This is a genomic window from Bradyrhizobium sp. CCGE-LA001 (assembly GCF_000296215.2).
Taxonomy (GTDB): Bacteria; Pseudomonadota; Alphaproteobacteria; order Rhizobiales; family Xanthobacteraceae; genus Bradyrhizobium.
On the sequence record NZ_CP013949.1, the window covers coordinates 4,196,171 to 4,212,260 of the forward strand.

The following is a 16,090-nucleotide window of genomic DNA, read 5'->3' on the forward strand; positions in this document are numbered from 1 at the left end:
CTCAGGAAGCCTCGTCCAGCATGAGCCGCGCCGCCTTGAGATCGGCGGTCTCAAACCCTTCCGAGAACCGGGCGTGGGTTGCCGCGAGATCGCGAAGCGACTTCTTGCCGCCGCGTTGCTGCGCAAACCGTACCAGCGACATTTCCGTTCGCAATCGCCAAGACAACGCGCCCTGTTGCTCCGCCAGTGCGAGCGACGCGACCAGGCTGGCTTCTGCAGCATCGACAGCACCGGTACGCGCTTCAAGGTCGCCGCGCCGCCGCAGCAGTTCCGGCATGTCAAAACCTCCGCCGCCCTGTTCAACCCGGGCGATTGTCTCGCGCAGAACTTGCAGCCCTTCCGTCGCCCGGCCGAGGGCCGCCAATCCTTGCGACAGGTCGGCAGCGAACGCCGAGGCGTAGAGCTCGTAACGATCTGCATGCAGGCGCAGAAGCGCAGCCCGCATCAAATCGACGCCGCCAGTCACGTCGCCGCGGGCGATCATGGTCTGGGCGCGAAATCCCGAGGCTACGGCTTCATAGGGCGCGAGCCCGTGCACATTCGCATGCGTTGCCAGGCGCCCCGTCATCGTCTCGACGGAGGCCCAGTCCCCGACCCAACCGAACACGGAAGCCGACCAGCACAGCGCGATGCAATGCATCACTACGTCGCGCGGCACCGCCGCGCCGACGAGCGGGCGGACGCAGTCGAGCGCCCGATCGGGAAAGCCGCGGAGCCACAACACCCGCGCGAGCGGAATCTGCGGGGTGCGTGAATAGGCGAAATGCCCGGGCTGCGTTCCGCGCAGCGCGGCATCATCCCGCACGCCTTCCTCGAGATGGGCCTGTGCCTCGGCCTGATTCCCGGCAAGATGATGGGACACTCCAAGAAGCGCCTTGCTGCCGGCGAGGCCCGCGCTGTCGCCGATCAGCCGGGCAATCCGCTCGGCGTGGAGTGCGGTCGGCACCAGATGCCGGTAGTCTCCCGTACGGCGATAGAACATGTTCAGTCGCGACAGCAGTCTGAACCCGTTTGCGTGGTCGTCCATCGCTTCAGCGATCTCCAACCCGCGCCGGAGCGCCCCCTCGGCCTGCTCGCTGTTGCGCTCGGTGAACATGAAGGCATGACCGAGCGTCGACTGGAGCTCGAGCTCCCATTTCCCGCCCTTATCGGCGTCATCAAGCGTTGCGAGCGCGCGGCCCGACCAGATGCGCGCCTCGTTCAGCAGATTGAGCTCGATGAACAGCCTGGCGCAGCTGCCGGCAAGCGGCACGCGCAAGGCGGCGCCTTCATCGTTGGCATAGCTCCATTGCAGCGCCGCGCGGGCATCGGCGAGCAGGCTGGCGCGCTCCTGGAGGCGGGAGCCCTGGTCCCGGCCCTGCTCCGCCATGCCGGCTTCGAGCGTCCGCTGGACATAGAAGGCGTGACGGCGCGCAATCACGTCCGCCTCGCCGCCGTCGGCCAGCTTCTGCATCGCGTAGGCGCGCGTGGCATCGAGCAGGCGATAGCGCCGCGAGGCACCGTCCGGCTGCGCCGACACCAGCGACTTGGCGACGAGTTGCTCCAGTGCGTCGACCACACGATCGCCCGGCGCGCCCTCCTCGGTCGCGACCGCCATCGCAGCCTTGAGCGTGAAGGGGCCTGCGAAAATGGCAAGCCGCTGAAACACGATGCGCTCGCTTTCGCGGATCAAGCCGAAGCTCCAGTCAAGCGTTGCACCGAGCGTCTGTTGCCGGGGCGGCGCCGTTCGCCGTCCGCGCCATTCGAGCTTGAGCCGGCTGTCCAGCAGCGCGGCCAGCTCGCGCAATCCGTGGACGCCGAGGCGCGCGGCAGCCAGCTCGATCGCCAGCGCGATTCCGTCGAGCTTGCCGCAGACTTCAGCAAGCACCTCCGCGTCCTCATCCGTGATATTTGCCCGATGCCCCGCCGCGGCAGCACGGTCGACGAACAACCGCGCGGCAGGATAGTCCAGCACTTCACCGGCGCTGAGGCTAACGCCTTGCGGCGGCCCCGGCAGCGGAACGAGTTCGAAGATCTGCTCGCCTTCGACCAGCAGCGACTCGCGACTGGTGGCGAGAATTGCGATGTCGGGCGCCTCGCGGTAGATGTTTTCCGCCAGGCGCGCGACCTCGTCGATCACGTGCTCACAACTGTCAAGGATCAGAAGCAGCCGCCGTCCCCGCAGGGAATTGATGATGCTGTCCGAGGGATCATCGTGATGCACCACAAGTCCCAATGCGGCCGCGACGGTGCTCGAGACCAGCGCGGCGTCCTTCAACGGACCGAACTCGAGAAAATGGACGCGGCCTTCGAACGTTCGCCACATGTCATGGGCGAGCGCGGTCGCGACCGTGGTCTTGCCGATGCCGCCCGGCCCTCGAAGCGTGACGAAGCGATCGCGGAGCAGACGGGCGGACAGTTCGGCCACGACGTCGTCGCGCCCGATCATCCGGTCCAGCCGACGCGGCAAGGGGGGCGGGGGCGCTCCCTCGGGGGCACGCGATGCGGGCACCGGATCAACGTTGGGTTCGCGGCGCTGCACGGGAGCGACGAAGCAATAACCCCGACTCGGAATGTTGGTGATGAAGCGGGCACCGTCCTTGCCGTCGCCGAGAACCTTGCGCAGTTCAGCGACATGCACCCGCAGGCTGATCTCCTCGACCGCCAGGCCCGCCCAAGCGTAGGCCAAAATCTCGTTCTTGGGCACCACTTCGCCGGCACGGCTGACGAGCAGGCGCAAAATATCCATCGCGCGGCTGCCGAGCTTGACCGGGGCGCCATCTCTCTCGAGCAACCGAGACCTCAGCGAAAACGGTCCGAACGAAACGGCGTGAAGATCTAGATTCAGTGGGGCGCCCTTGCCGGAGGAGCTATTTGCAGCCGAGAGCTCGTTCACATCTGCCCCATCTTGGCGACCACTGCATCCCAATGCGAGGCGCCCATTCTCTACGCCCGCAGCATACAAAGCTTATCGATCGAAAAGCGATCGAACCCCTCTCCTCATATGCTACCGTTCTACGCAAATAATTGAAAAGCTGGAGAAAATCAAATCTCTGCGACGCGCGGCGCTCATTTTGAGCTTGCACACCGTCTGCCCCGTCCAAAACATCACACAGGGGCTTTTTGTCCGGCTGTCGGCTGTTTCCAGAGCACGGAAGGATTTGCCTTGATTTTGGTGGACGCGTGAAATCTCCACCGTCTTAAAGCGCGTCAGAGGCCAATCTCCCAGCATGCTGCCCAAAGAGCGAAAGGGCGTGCGCCGATATGCTCGCCCCGTAGCCCTTCTGCCAGCAAGCTCTGGAACTGCAGGCGCGCGGGGGTATTTGCTGCGTCAAACCGGTGAACCACCGGATAATTGTTCTCAGCCCCGCCGGCGAGACAGGCACGGCCCGCGGTCGCCAGGCGGGAACCTTGCCTCCCGGATGAGTAGAAAATTTCCGATCTTGAATCTTGGAAGTCCGGTTACACCGACCGCTTTAGGATGTTGCTGTCCACCGGCATCTTGCGCAGGCGCTTGCCAGTGGCAGCGAAGATCGCGTTGGCAATGGCCGGTACGATTAACGACGTCCCGGTTTCTCCCATCCCACCTGGAGCCGCGGTGCTCTTGACGATATGGACATCGATGGCCGGCACTTCGTTCATGCGCATCATTTGGTACGTGTCAAAGTTCGTCTGTTCGACGCGCCCGTTCTTCAACGTGATCTCACCATAAAGCGCTGCTGTCGCTCCGAAAACGATGCCACTCTGGACTTGCGCCTGCACCGTGTCGGGGTTAACGACCGTGCCGCAATCGATCGCGCACACCACCCGCACAACCCGCACATTTCCGTCTTTGGACACCTCGACCTCGACAACCTGTGCCATGTAGCTGCCGAATACAAATTGCAATGCAACGCCTCGGCCCCGGCCTGTGGGCAAAGGATCTCCCCAGCTGGACTTTTCCGCGGCCAGATCGAGCACGGCCTTGGCGCGCGGATTGCGATCCAGGAGCATCCGCCGGTACGCAACAGGGTCCTGCCGTGCTGCCGATGCAAGCTCGTCGACGAAGCTTTCAGTCACAAAAACATTGTGCGACGGGCCGACGCTGCGCCAGAACGCCGTCGGAATACCAGGAGGTTCCACGCGCACGAACTCTACATGGAAGTTCGGCAGCTCGTACACGAGATCGATCGCGCCTTCGGTCGAGTCGGGATCAAGGCCGTTCTTGAAGGCGGGAGGTAGCCAACGCGCAATCACCGAAGGGCCGGCGAAGCGGTTCTTCCAAGCCACGGGCTTACCCTGCTTGTCGAGCCCGGCGGAAATTCGGTCGAACCAATACGGCCGATACATGTCATGCTGAATGTCTTCCTCGCGCGTCCACACGACCTTCACGGGACCATCGACATGCTTTGCGATCTCGACAGCGCGGACCGCACCATCGGCTTCCAGCCGCCGGCCAAACCCGCCGCCGATTAGATGATTATGGACAATGACCTTCTCGGGCGGAAGACCTGCGGCCTTCGCCGCCATCCCCTGCACGCGCGCCACAGCTTGGCTGCCGATCCAGATCTCGCACCCGTCTTTGCGAAGGTGCACCGTGCAATTCATGGGTTCCATCGTCGCGTGCGCCAGGAACGGAACCTGGTACATCGCGTCCACCTTGGTGACTGCACCCGCCAGCGCCTTGTCCACGTCACCAACGTTCTGGGCGACCGCGCCAGAACCAAGGGTAGCCTGCTCCAGCTCGCGAGCGATCTGCGTCGTGTCCAACCCAGAGTGAGGACCATCGTCCCATTCTATAACGAGGGCCTTCAGACCCTTCTTGGCCGCCCACATATGATCGGCCACGACAGCGACGGCATCGTCGAGCCGGACGATCTGGCGGACGCCGCGGACGGCTCTTGCGGCGCTATCGTCCAGACTCCTCAATCGGCCGCCAAACACCGGTGATTGCGCCAGCGTCGCTATCTTCACGTTTGGCGGGCGCCCGTCGATGCCGTAGCGGGCCGTCCCGTTGACCTTACCAGGCGCGTCGAGCCGCTTGGCCGACGTGCCGATCAGCTGGAAGTCTTCTGGCCGCTTCAGCGTCACCTTTTCCGGGAAAGGCAGTAGCGCCGCATCAGCGACAAGCTCCCCATATTTCAGTCGGCGACCTGTCGGCTCATGGATCACCTCGCCGTCGCGCGCGCGGCAGGCAGTCGGGTCAACGGCCCAACGCCGCGCGGCCGCGGCGACCAGCATGACCCGCGCAGTTGCGCCGGCCTCTCGCAGCGGTTGCCACCCCCCGCGGATGGCATTTGAGTTTCCCGTGGCCTGCACGCCCAACATCGGATTGGCATAGAGTTTTTCATTCGGCGGCGCGTGCTCCAGATGCACTTGGGACAGGCTCACCTCGAGTTCTTCGGCGAGCAGCATCGGGATTGAGGTGTAGGTGCCCTGCCCCATTTCGACATAAGGCATCGTCAGGACGACCCGACCATCGCCGGCGATACGGATGAATGCGTTCGGCGTGAAGTCTTCCAGAGCCGCAGCCTTGGTTTGGCCGAATGGCAAGCTCAGACTTAATAACAGACCACCGCCAGCCGCGGCGCCACTGTAGAGGAAGCTGCGACGCGACAGCTTGGTGTCGTTGGAACGCGATGCAATGCCATCAAAGATCATGTCAGTCTCCCTTTGCGTTCGCTTGCGCGGCAAGCTTGATCGCCTCACGGATGCGCACATAGGTCCCGCATCGGCAGATGTTTCCACTCATGGCTTCGTCGATGTCAGCATCGGTGGGATGCGGATTACTGGCGAGTAACGCCGAAGCCGACATGATCTGCCCTGATTGGCAGTAGCCGCACTGGACGACCTCGTGGTCGAGCCAGGCCTTCTGAATGCTTGCGCCAGGCGCCGTCGCCCCGACGGCCTCAATCGTCGTGACAGTGGACTTTCCGATGCTATCGATCGGAGTGACGCATGACCTTGTCGCGAGGCCATCGATATGCACCGTACAGGCGCCACATAGCGCTTCGCCACAGCCGAATTTCGTGCCGGTCATACCGAGCACGTCACGCAAGACCCACAGTAGCGGCGTGTCGCCGTCTACATCGACGCTATGCCTGCTTCCATTGATGCTGATGGTAAAGGCCATGGTGTCCTCTCATTTCTGCGATGTGTTCTCGAATGCTGTTGCCGATTGCGGCTACTCAGCCGCTGGCCGACCAAACTCGCTGCCAAGACTGCTGATACGATGCGGCACGGCTTCCCAGCTTCTGTGCGGTTGGGCGTTCGCCACGTAGTGCACATAAGTGCTTCCGACGATCAGTACGGCCGTCGTCAAAGATCTTAGCGTCTTCACAAGATCTATCGTCCGCGAAGGCACAACCATCGTCGTGTTCCCGGGTACTTCCGGCATGGTCATGACGATCTTCTCCATGTTCGCGCTCTGCCGACCCGAGTTCGAAATCGGCCGATTGCTGCGTCATGACCCTCGCGCAGCCGCAGGGAATTAGCTCGTTAGGGGTTGTTAGACGCTGTTAGCTGTTGCCGGCTGCTTCCTGGCCGACGGCGACACATGCCGCCACCTGCGGCCCCAGCGACGCAAGGGCTAACGATCCATAACAACCTCTAACGAGCCAAATCCATCCGCCCGCTGCACTCTGTGAACCGCGGACACTTGTCGGTTTGAGACAAGTCGACAGCGCCCCCGACGACCGACCCGTGAAAGCCTCACCGCGGGTAGCCGAATGGGGCGTCAGGCCCTCGAACAAGACAAGCCTATAAACTCGCAGAGCAACCTGGAGACGAAAATGATCACCAACCAAATCGTCGATTCAAGCTTCACGGCCATCATCAACGCACCGATCGAGAAGATCGATATTCCCTCCTGGTGCTTCAACCTCTCCGAGGCCGATTATCAGGGCTGTTCGCCGGCACACATCGCTGCTGGCTTCACCACCGCACCCGACGGGCGGAGGATGTCCATCAACGTAGAAATCATCGGCGGAAGCTTGATGGTTCAGCACTATGTCGAGACGTTGGGCGAGAAGAACCACCTGATCCTCGATTCGACCTCGGACGTCTTCACGCCGACCGGGCGGACCACCATCCATGTCACCTGGGAATTGAGCGCCAGGGAAATCGAGCCCGGGAAGTGCGAATTCACCAACAGGGTACGGTCAAACGCGACGGACGAGTTCATGACGTTCATTGGCAAGCAGGGAATTCCGTTCGACCTGTTCCGCGCCCAGCGCCAGCCTGCTTCGATTGCTCACAATCAGAGCGAAACGCCTCTTTTTGCGGCCAGCATCGAACGGGCAGCCCTCAAGAAGAACTGAACACCAACCGGGACCGCGCCGTGGCAACGGCGCGCCTGCTATGGAGACTTCCCATGCCTCACGCTTCCTTCGACAAGAACGTCACCGGACTGCTAGTTATCGACCCTTACAACGACTTCATTTCCGAGGGCGGCAAGATCTGGCCACGGATCAAGGCCGTCGCCGAAGCGAACAACTGTGTTCCGCACATGCAGAAAGTCTTGCATGCGGCACGCGATGCAAAGGTCCGGGTTTTCTATGCCATGCATCACCGGTACCGCGCCGGGGATTATGCCTCTTGGAAGTACATCGCCCCCATCCAGCGAGCTGCGTGGAAACGCCGTAGTTTTGAATTCGGCACCTGGGGCGGTGAGTTCCGCGCTGAATTCGTTCCGGCTCCAGGCGAGATCGTTGCCGACGAACACTGGTGCTCCAGCGGCTTTGCCAACACCGATTTGGATCTGCAGCTCAAGAGGCACGGCATCCAACAACTGATCGTCATCGGATTGGTGGCGCACACGTGCGTGGAAGCGACCGTGCGCTTCGCCGCGGAGCTAGGGTATGACGTCACCGTCGTCAAGGATGCGGTTGCCGACTACTCGGACGAGATGATGCACGCCGCACTGGAAATCAACCTGCCGAATTATGCGAGCGCGATTGTGACCACGAAGGAGATCGTGGAAGCACTCTCCACCGCGCATGCGCCGGCGCTGGATCCATCCGCAGCCGACTAAGCGGCTATGAGCGCCTGAAACTTATAGCAACTTCGAACAAAGCCTCGCAGCCGACTTGGCCCGTGAGGACAGCAAAGCTTCATCCCTGATCAATGGAGAACGAGAATGAGTAAAATCGAAAAAGTCGCGGTCGTCACAGGTGCCTCGCGGGGCATCGGGGCCGGTATCGTGGACGCTTACCGGAAGCTCGGATACGCGGTGGTCGCGAATTCACGGGACATGAAGCAAGGGAACGACGGCGATGTGGTCGCCGTCGCCGGCCATATCGGCGACCGCGGGGTCGCGAGCCGGGTCGTCGATATGGCCATCGAACGGTTTGGACGGATTGACACCCTCATCAACAACGCCGGAATCTTCATAAGCAAGCCGTTCACCGATTATACGGCAAACGACTTTCGCGACGTTCTCGACGTCAATCTCGCCGGCTTCTTCCATGTGACACAACTTGCTCTTCCGCACATGTTGAAGCAGCGACATGGGCATATCGTGCAAATAACGACCGCGCTTGTCGGCCAACCAAGCTCGGCAGTGCCCGCCGGGCTCGCATCGCTCACCAAAGGCGGGCTGGACGCGGTCACCCGTGGTCTCGCAATGGAGTACGCCAGACAGGGTGTTCGCGTGAATGCCGTTGCCCCTGGCATCATTAAGACGCCCATGCATCAGCCCGAAACGCACCAGTTTCTCGGCAATCTGCACCCCATGGGACATATGGGCGAGATCGCGGACGTTGTCGATGCGGTCCTCTACCTGGAAAGCGCGGGCTTCGTCACCGGTGAAACGCTGCACGTCGACGGCGGCCAGCACGCCGGCCGGTAAACAACCGAGGAGACAAGGACCATGCCTTACGTCAACATCAAGGTCACACGCGAAGGTACATCACCCGGCGCGACGGCCACCACGCCCGAACAGAAGGCGGCGCTTATCAAGGGCGTCAGCGACCTGCTGTTCCAGATTCTGGGCAAACCGCAAGACTCGACATTCGTCGTGATCGACGAAGTTGAGCTGGAAAATTGGGGATGGGGTGGACTTCCCGTCCCTGACTACCGAAAGCAGCTTGCGGCCCAGTCTGCCCGTCAGGACAGCACCGGCTGATCGAAGCAACACCTCGCCTTTCGCGATGCCTCGGCCGTACTGGCCAAGATGGACCCGCTGCACAAGCCGAGTCGGATGGGATCGTATCTCGCCGAGAGCGCAGAGGAGTGCCGGAGCCGCGACTGTGGCTGTATCCCGCGTTTCCTCATTGCGAAAGCCGCTGTCGGCCCTCTCCAGCAATGTAGCAGGTCAGCAACGGCAGCATTCAACAACTCACGACCGCCGCTGCCGGCCTGGCCATGACCAATTCAAGAAGCTAAGCTTCCGTAGAACTTAGCCGTAGAAAGTCCCCGTAGCATTTCATGTGGGCTCTGAGACACTCAGCTAAAAATCTGTGCCATTCTAACAACTTCCAACGCTGAGTGCAGAGGAGCGGTGATCCGCTGCTTTCGGAATCAGACGGACCTTGAAAGCCTCGTCTTCGGGCGTTCAATAAGTTCGTAACTGGGAACGCGGGTGCTTTCCTGCCGTGAGTCCAGAGCAGCTCCGCAGATTGCGCAGACCACGTCACCTGGATGCGGTACCAAGAACTTCTCTTCGGTGCGTCTGTACTCAGCACCGCAAGTGCATTGCACAACTGTCACCATGCTGGTGATATGTGCTTCCGATCAGGAATTTCCAGCCGCAACTTTCCTTGTCCTCTCGCGAGTTTGGCCGGCGCTTTAGGGAAGTCCGTTTGGGGGTCATAAGCGGCAGTCGAGGCAAAGGCGGCCCCGCGTCAGGTTCGCGGCCGATAGCCGACATCCGAATTGGCTCACCGTTGTTCAGCTAAGGGCCATAACCTGACCTTCCATGTGGCCTCCTGCGACCAAAAGCACCTTCATTGCGCCAGTTCGTCGAGTAAGGACTTGGCCTGCTTCAAATCCGACGTGTCGAAGCCCTCGGTGAACCAGCCGTAGATAGGCGCGAGGAGATCGCGGGATTCTCTGCGCTTGCCACGGTCGCGCCAGATCCGGGCCAAGCTGGTGGCAGCGCGCAGCTCCAGGCATTTGGCGCTCTGGCAACCCGCCACGTCTAGCGCACGCCGAAACCACCCTTCTGCTTCGGTCCCGTCGCCGCTCCGCCTGGCAAGCGTCAGCTCCCCAGTTAACCGGCAGATTTCCGCCTCCCATCGCCGCTCGCCGGTTTCCTCGACAATGCGCGCAGCCTCGACCAGCGCAGTTAATCCTTGCTCGATTTCTCCGGCCCACGCCGATGCTTCAGCCAGCGACGCGAGATAATAGGGCCGACGGATGCGCACGCCCGTCGGCTCGACGGCCGCGAGACCGCCGCGAATCTCCGCGATCCCTTCCACCGCCTGCCCGCGTGCCGCGATCGCCCACCCCCGCAAGATGCTCCCAGCCGCCGCCAGGTGCGGTGCGATCCCATGCTCAGCGCACACCGCGATTGCGGTCTCCGCATGCTCCTGGGCCGGCTCCGCTTCCCGCCGATGGTGGTAGATCATTGCCGCGAACACCAGGGCGAGAACAACGCTGAAGGGGTGCGACAGCCCCCGCGCCATCCTCACCGCCTCGCGCGCCGTGGCAAGCGCCTGCTCGGGGAAGCCAAGCGGCCACAGCGTGAGGGCCGCGGTGTATCGATTGCAGACGGCTGCGTCGTGGCCGCCATACAGGAACGTATGGCCACGGTGCGCGTCCGGCCGATACAGCGCCCATCCGGCTTCGAGATGCGTCCGACACGCGGTCAGTTCCGGGAGATGAAGGAGTGTCGTCCATGCGGCATGATGCGCCTGCAGGAGCAACGCCGGGTCGGCGCTCTGCCGAGCGACCGCGAACAGCCCGTCCAATAGGCCGCGAGCCGCCTTGAACTCGCAGCGCTGCTGGTAAACAAGCCACAGCCCCCAGTTCACGGCATAGAGCTGCGCTACATCGCCGGCTTGCTGACACAGATCGCGTGCGTGCAGATAAGCTTGTTCCACCTCCGCCGCCGAATAGCTCTTGGTGGCGATCAGCACCGGCGCAAGCACGAGCTGCAGGGCGAGTTCGCGGCGGGCACGCTCCGCCGGATCGGCGACCCGCCTGACGAGCGCCAGCCCCTTGTAGAGATGGGCAAGGCACTCGGCATGCGCCGAGCGCTCAGCCGCGCGCTGGCCGGCCGCCTGCCAGTAGGCAATGGCGTTTTCCGCAAGGTCAGCTTCGGTGAAGTGGTGCGCGAGCACTTCCGGCTGGGTTGCCGCGATGTCCGGAAACGTCTCTTCGAGCGCCCGGGCAATGCGCGCGTGCAGCGCGTGCCGCCTATTGCGCAGCAATGTGCCATAGGCGGTGTCCTGAACGAGGGCGTGCTTGAACAAATAGGTCGCGTGCGGCGGGATGCCGTTTCGGAACAGCAACCCGGCTTGCATCAGGCGGTCGAGCGCCGAGACCAGTTCCGGCTCTGACTGCCGCAGCACGGCGGCTAATAGCACATGAGAGAACTCACGACCTATGACCGCTCCGATTTGTGCTACCTCCTTGGCCCGGCCAAGCCGGTCGAGCCGCGCCATCAGAGAAGCATACAGGCTCGCGGGGACCGCCAGCGCTGGAGAGGGAATCGCGGCCGCAGTCTGCATCGCTCCGCGCTCGCCCCCAGCCTCCAGCACCGCCTTCGTCATCTCCTCGACGAACAACGGGATGCCGTCGGTGCGCTCGACAATGTCCTTTCTGACCTTCGCCGGCAGCAGCTTATTGCCGACGACGCACTCGATGACGGTCTCGACCTCGCGATGTCCCAGCCGATTGAGGGCAAGCGTTGTCACATGCGATTGTCCGACCCAGGGCGCGTCGAACTCAGGCCGAAACGTCACGATCAAGAGCACGCGAAGGCTCGCGATCCGGTTCACCGAGCGACCGAACACTTCCAGGCTCGTGGGATCTCCCCAGTGCGCATCCTCGACGATCATGAGCACCGGGCTGGACCGCGCGAGGGCTTCCAATTGGACGCCGAGTGCCGCCAGCGTTTTCTGCCGGCGCTGTTCGGGAACAAACTCCAGAGCGGGATAGCGTCCGTCGTTAGGAAGCGACAACATCTCGGCCAACAGCGCCGCGTCCTGGCGGGACGTCGAAGTCTGCGCCAGGAGCGCATCGAGCTTGTCGAGCTTGGCTTGCGATATGTCGCCGTGCACAAGTCCGGCAGCCCGTTCGAACTGCCCGATGATCGGATAAAGAACGCTGTCGATGTGTTGGGGCGAGCAGAAATAACGAAGCCGTGTGTGGGGTTCGGCCGTCAGGCGCTCCATGAGTGCAGTGGAGAGCCTGGATTTGCCGATCCCGGCCTCACCGGACAGCAGCACCACCTGGCCTTCGCCGGCCTTGGCTTTTGCCCAGCGCCGTAACAGGAGCTCAAGCTCTTCTTCGCGGCCGACGAGTGCGGTCAGGCCGCCGGGATGCATTGCGTCGAAACGGCTCTCGACAGAACTGGCCCGCAGCACCGCGAAAGCTCGCGCTAGACCTGTGATCCCCTTAAGCTCCGTTGGCCCGAGGTCCCGCAGCTCGAAGAGATTGCCCAGCAGTTTGCGCGTGGCCTCGGCAATGACGACTGTGTTCGGTTCCGCGATGCCTTGCAGACGGGCCGCAAGGTTCGGCGTCTCGCCGACAATCCCGCGCTCCTGCGCTTCGCCGGAGCCGACGAGATCTCCGACGACCACCAGCCCGGTGGCAACCCCAACCCGCATCTGCAGGGGCTCGCGAGCTGGGAGCGCAGCAACCGCGTCGATCAGGGCGAGGCCGGCACGAACAGCTCGCTCGGCGTCATCCTCATGCGCCTGAGGATAACCGAAGTAGACGAGAACGCCGTCGCCCATGTATTTTGCCACGAACCCGCCGAAGCTGCGGACGGTCTCGGCAACACACTTCTGATAGGCCGTGATGACCTCGCGCAAATCCTCTGGGTCCATCCGGACCGAGAGCGCCGTCGAGCCGACGAGATCCGAGAACATTACGGTCACTTGGCGACGCTCGGCGGTGTCCTCCTCTTCGTGGATTGCCAGAGAAACGTCGCATGCTGGCGTGGTTGCGCTCTTTTCCGCGCGCAGAACCGCAATTGCATCTAGAAGCGTGCGGCGGTGCCCAACCATGGCGACGCCCAAGTCTTTCAAGTCCTCCGCCGTCAGATTGGGCAGGACCTTCTCACTGATCTCATTTTCGCGGAATGCCGCCTCATATTGTTCGAGGCCAAGCCTCCGCAGCCAAACTCCGACGTCCATCATGGCGCCCCGGTTCGCCTTGCGCTGCATGATCCCGCAGTTGAGACAGCCTGTCTAGAGCGCCCTCTTGGAGGACCGGTTTGGGTCATGACCGCACTTCGGAGTGCAGGCTGCCTGCTTCCGATCTACCCCTATGAGCCGACCACCCGGGACGCTGCCTAGACTTCGCGTTCGGGCCAGAGACGGAAATCGCTGCTGCTTGCGATCGCAGGACACGTTGTTCCCCCTCTTGAACGGCGCGTTGAGATGGTCGACAGTAAGCGTGTCAGGCCTGACGAGGGGAGATCTAGAGTGGCCCCATCGCAGATTGATTTCTGGTTCACTATGGGCAGCACGTATTCCTACTTGAGCGTGTTGAGGCTCTCCGATGTTGAGCGATCTACGGGAATTTCCTTCCGTTGGCGCCCGTTTCATCTGCTCATCATCTTGCAAGAAATGAGGCACGTCCCGTTCGCCGATAAGCCAGCTAAACTGACTTATATGTGGCGGGATATCGGACGCCGCGCCGCGATGTACGGCTATCCAGCCAATCTCCCTGTGCCCTACCCCGCCAAGCAGTCAATAGTCGCAAATCTCATCGCAACTGTTGGCATGCGCGAAGGTTGGGGGCCGGAATTTGTTTGCGCCGCGTACCGCCGCTGGTTCACGCTAAGACAGGAAACTGGCGACGAGCCCAATGTATCGGAGAGTTTACGGGACATTGGGCAAAACCCGGACCGTGTGCTCACGTTGGCTTATGCAGAGACGGCGAAGGCCGAACTTGGGGCGGAGACGAGCGCAGCGCGAGATCTAGGTATATTCGGATCACCGACGTTCGTCGTGGACGGCGAACTATTTTGGGGCGACGACCGACTGAACGACGCAATTAGCTGGTGTCGTTCCGGCCGCGTCCGACATGGCTGATTGATCATTGTTGCGGCATTCCTGCCTTGAGCAACCCTTCCCTGTAATTGTTGCGATCATCTTCACGTTTGAAGGGACGGATCACTTCCGCAATCGTTTTCTCCGAGTGCTCGCTTGCTAACAGATCACTCAGTGTCCTTCTTGCGGAGTCGATCATGTCGAGGTGGGCGTAGCTCGCCGCCAGTACGCGGCACGCGGTGTGGAACCAGCGCTGTCCAAGGCTTTGCCTCGCCGTCTCAGCGGCTTCGGCGTAACGTCTGAGCAGATACAAGGCCGACGCCCGTTGGGCGAGCCAAGCGAAGATTTGCGGATCATTGGGACTAAGCCGTAGCGCCCGATCGATCGCCGTCAGGGCCTCGCGCGGCAGGCCGAGAAAATTGCTTGCCACCGCTAACGCAAAATAGCCGAGAGCAAAATTTTCATTCAGCTCAATTGCTCGCCTGGCGAATTTGACTGCGGTTTCGCAATCGTCGTTATGCGCCAGATTGAGTGCTAAAATATAGCAGGCAGAAGCGCTGCTAGGGTCAAGTGCAAGAGCACTCTTAGCAGCAGAAGCAATTTGAGCGTTGACTTTATGAGCATTGACATCGCGCCCTGGGCTGAGCCGATAGGCACGAGTGCTGAATAAAGTCCGAGCAATCCCGACGTAGGCGTCGGCAAGCGTGTGATCTAGCTCAATCGCGAGATTGAAACAGACAATGGCCTTCTGTGCATCCTCCTTGCTAAACTGATGGAAGTGCCACATTCCACGAAAATAGTGGTCTCTCGCCACCATTTGCTCCGGCGTCTTGCGGCGGGCGCGTTCGATTTCGGCTTTCGAGACCGCCGGCTCTATCGCAGTAGCGACATCTTGCGCCACCTCATCCTGAATCACAAACCCATCGGTGAGATCACGATCATACCTGTCTGCCCAGATGCTCGTGCCAGTGGTGGTGTCTACCAGCTGCGCCGTCACGCGCACCCGACTGCCAGCCCTTCGAACGCTTCCGTCGAGGACGTAATGTACACCCAATTGCCGACCAACATCTCTTATGTCGACTTGGCGGCCCTTGTAGGAAAAGCTTGAATTGCGAGCAATCACGAAGAACCAGCGCCACTTTGACAATGCCGTGATGATATCTTCGGTGATGCCGTCGGTGAAGTAGTCCTGCTCTAACTCACCACTCAAGTTTCGGAACGGAAGCGCGGCAATCGAGGGCTTATCAGGAAGCGCGAAGAGTTGGCTCGGCGCGGCAGAAACACTCTTTGAACCCGCCGCAGCCGAGATCTTATCCACACGCATTCGCCAGGCACGCATTGGCTCAGCGATATTCTTCAGCGACTGAAAACCCAGATCGTCAAAGCAAATGTCAAGCTTGCCGCGGAGTTGGCGCTGAGCGTCATCGGAGATGCATATCCCTCCTGGCTCTGCAATCCCCTCCAGACGGGCGGCTATGTTGACGGCATCGCCAAAAATATCGTCTTCATCAATGATTATATCGCCGACATGAACTCCGATCCGAAACTCTATCCTTTGATCCTGTGGCAGGCCCGTATTCCGGTCGGCCATGCTACGCTGAACTTCAACGGCCCAGTGACCTGCGTCCACGGCACTAGCGAACTCGACCAGCATGCCATCGCCGGTCGTCTTTACAATGCGGCCACGATACTCGGCCATAGCGGGATCGATGAGCGTCTTCCGCAACGACTTGAGCTGCGCCAGCGTGCCTTCCTCTTCGCGGCCCATCAAGCGGCTATAGCCGGCGACATCCGCCGCTAACACAGCCGCCAGCCGCCGCTCCACGCGCTCGCTGCTCACAAGTGCCTCCCAGCTCGGGAGATTGGACGGACAGTATAGCAATTTAACGGGGCGTTGTCCGACTCCCAATGTCCGATATGGGTCAGAATCGGCCCCGAACGGGCTTCGGCGTGAAGGTCAGCTACGG

General features: G+C 61.6%; 11 protein-coding genes. 5 read left to right on the plus strand and 6 right to left on the minus strand.

Annotation, left to right across the window (positions count from 1 at the left end; genetic code table 11):
• Position 1 precedes the first annotated feature (1 nt).
• The 4 genes from BCCGELA001_RS19405 to BCCGELA001_RS19420 all read right to left on the minus strand — a co-directional run bounded on the left by BCCGELA001_RS19405 (position 2) and on the right by BCCGELA001_RS19420 (position 6,376).
• Positions 2–2,875 (minus strand): ATP-binding protein, encoded by a 2,874-nt coding sequence (locus tag BCCGELA001_RS19405; protein WP_060736070.1) that lies wholly within the window; start codon positions 2,873–2,875, stop codon positions 2–4.
• Between the two features lie 566 nt (positions 2,876–3,441).
• Positions 3,442–5,619: a xanthine dehydrogenase family protein molybdopterin-binding subunit gene (locus tag BCCGELA001_RS19410; RefSeq protein ID WP_008559608.1), complete on the minus strand. Its 2,178-nt coding sequence runs from the start codon at positions 5,617–5,619 to the stop codon at positions 3,442–3,444.
• Position 5,620: 1 nt separating this feature from the next.
• Positions 5,621–6,091: a (2Fe-2S)-binding protein gene (locus BCCGELA001_RS19415; protein WP_008559609.1), complete on the minus strand. Its 471-nt coding sequence runs from the start codon at positions 6,089–6,091 to the stop codon at positions 5,621–5,623.
• Positions 6,092–6,142: 51 nt separating this feature from the next.
• Complete coding sequence (locus BCCGELA001_RS19420; RefSeq protein WP_008559610.1) at positions 6,143–6,376, minus strand: hypothetical protein; 234 nt, start codon at positions 6,374–6,376, stop codon at positions 6,143–6,145.
• Between the two features lie 373 nt (positions 6,377–6,749).
• Between BCCGELA001_RS19420 and BCCGELA001_RS19425 the strand changes: the two genes are divergently transcribed.
• The 4 genes from BCCGELA001_RS19425 (at position 6,750) to BCCGELA001_RS19440 (ending at position 9,082) form a co-directional block, all read left to right on the plus strand.
• Positions 6,750–7,277 (plus strand): hypothetical protein, encoded by a 528-nt coding sequence (locus BCCGELA001_RS19425; RefSeq protein WP_008559611.1) that lies wholly within the window; start codon positions 6,750–6,752, stop codon positions 7,275–7,277.
• A 53-nt stretch (positions 7,278–7,330) separates the two neighbouring features.
• Positions 7,331–7,990 (plus strand): isochorismatase family cysteine hydrolase, encoded by a 660-nt coding sequence (locus BCCGELA001_RS19430; RefSeq protein WP_008559613.1) that lies wholly within the window; start codon positions 7,331–7,333, stop codon positions 7,988–7,990.
• Positions 7,991–8,095: 105 nt separating this feature from the next.
• Positions 8,096–8,806 carry an SDR family NAD(P)-dependent oxidoreductase gene (locus tag BCCGELA001_RS19435; protein WP_008559614.1) on the plus strand — a complete coding sequence of 237 codons (711 nt, stop codon included), beginning with the start codon at positions 8,096–8,098 and terminating at the stop codon, positions 8,804–8,806.
• A gap of 21 nt (positions 8,807–8,827) precedes the next feature.
• On the plus strand, positions 8,828–9,082 hold the full coding sequence (locus BCCGELA001_RS19440; protein WP_008559616.1) for a tautomerase family protein: 255 nt from the start codon (positions 8,828–8,830) through the stop codon (positions 9,080–9,082).
• 820 nt (positions 9,083–9,902) lie between these two features.
• On the opposite strand, the gene BCCGELA001_RS19445 is transcribed toward BCCGELA001_RS19440, so the two are convergent.
• Positions 9,903–13,292, minus strand: a complete 3,390-nt coding sequence (locus BCCGELA001_RS19445) for an ATP-binding protein (RefSeq protein WP_236840718.1) — start codon at positions 13,290–13,292, stop codon at positions 9,903–9,905.
• A 261-nt stretch (positions 13,293–13,553) separates the two neighbouring features.
• On the opposite strand from BCCGELA001_RS19445, the gene BCCGELA001_RS19450 reads away from it, so the two are divergent.
• Positions 13,554–14,165: a 2-hydroxychromene-2-carboxylate isomerase gene (locus tag BCCGELA001_RS19450; RefSeq protein ID WP_236840719.1), complete on the plus strand. Its 612-nt coding sequence runs from the start codon at positions 13,554–13,556 to the stop codon at positions 14,163–14,165.
• 4 nt (positions 14,166–14,169) lie between these two features.
• Here the strand turns inward: BCCGELA001_RS19450 and BCCGELA001_RS19455 are convergent, their stop codons facing one another.
• Positions 14,170–15,963, minus strand: coding sequence for an adenylate/guanylate cyclase domain-containing protein (locus BCCGELA001_RS19455; protein WP_063921107.1), 1,794 nt, complete (start codon positions 15,961–15,963; stop codon positions 14,170–14,172).
• Positions 15,964–16,090 lie beyond the last annotated feature (127 nt).

Coding starts and splice junctions, on each gene's coding strand:
- BCCGELA001_RS19440 (WP_008559616.1), top strand. CDS start 8,828: ATGCCTTACGTCAACATCAAGGTCACACGCGAAGGTACATCACCCGGC.
- BCCGELA001_RS19410 (WP_008559608.1), bottom strand. CDS start 5,619: ATGATCTTTGATGGCATTGCATCGCGTTCCAACGACACCAAGCTGTCG.
- BCCGELA001_RS19425 (WP_008559611.1), top strand. CDS start 6,750: ATGATCACCAACCAAATCGTCGATTCAAGCTTCACGGCCATCATCAAC.
- BCCGELA001_RS19430 (WP_008559613.1), top strand. CDS start 7,331: ATGCCTCACGCTTCCTTCGACAAGAACGTCACCGGACTGCTAGTTATC.
- BCCGELA001_RS19435 (WP_008559614.1), top strand. CDS start 8,096: ATGAGTAAAATCGAAAAAGTCGCGGTCGTCACAGGTGCCTCGCGGGGC.
- BCCGELA001_RS19415 (WP_008559609.1), bottom strand. CDS start 6,091: ATGGCCTTTACCATCAGCATCAATGGAAGCAGGCATAGCGTCGATGTA.
- BCCGELA001_RS19445 (WP_236840718.1), bottom strand. CDS start 13,292: ATGCAGCGCAAGGCGAACCGGGGCGCCATGATGGACGTCGGAGTTTGG.
- BCCGELA001_RS19420 (WP_008559610.1), bottom strand. CDS start 6,376: ATGGAGAAGATCGTCATGACCATGCCGGAAGTACCCGGGAACACGACG.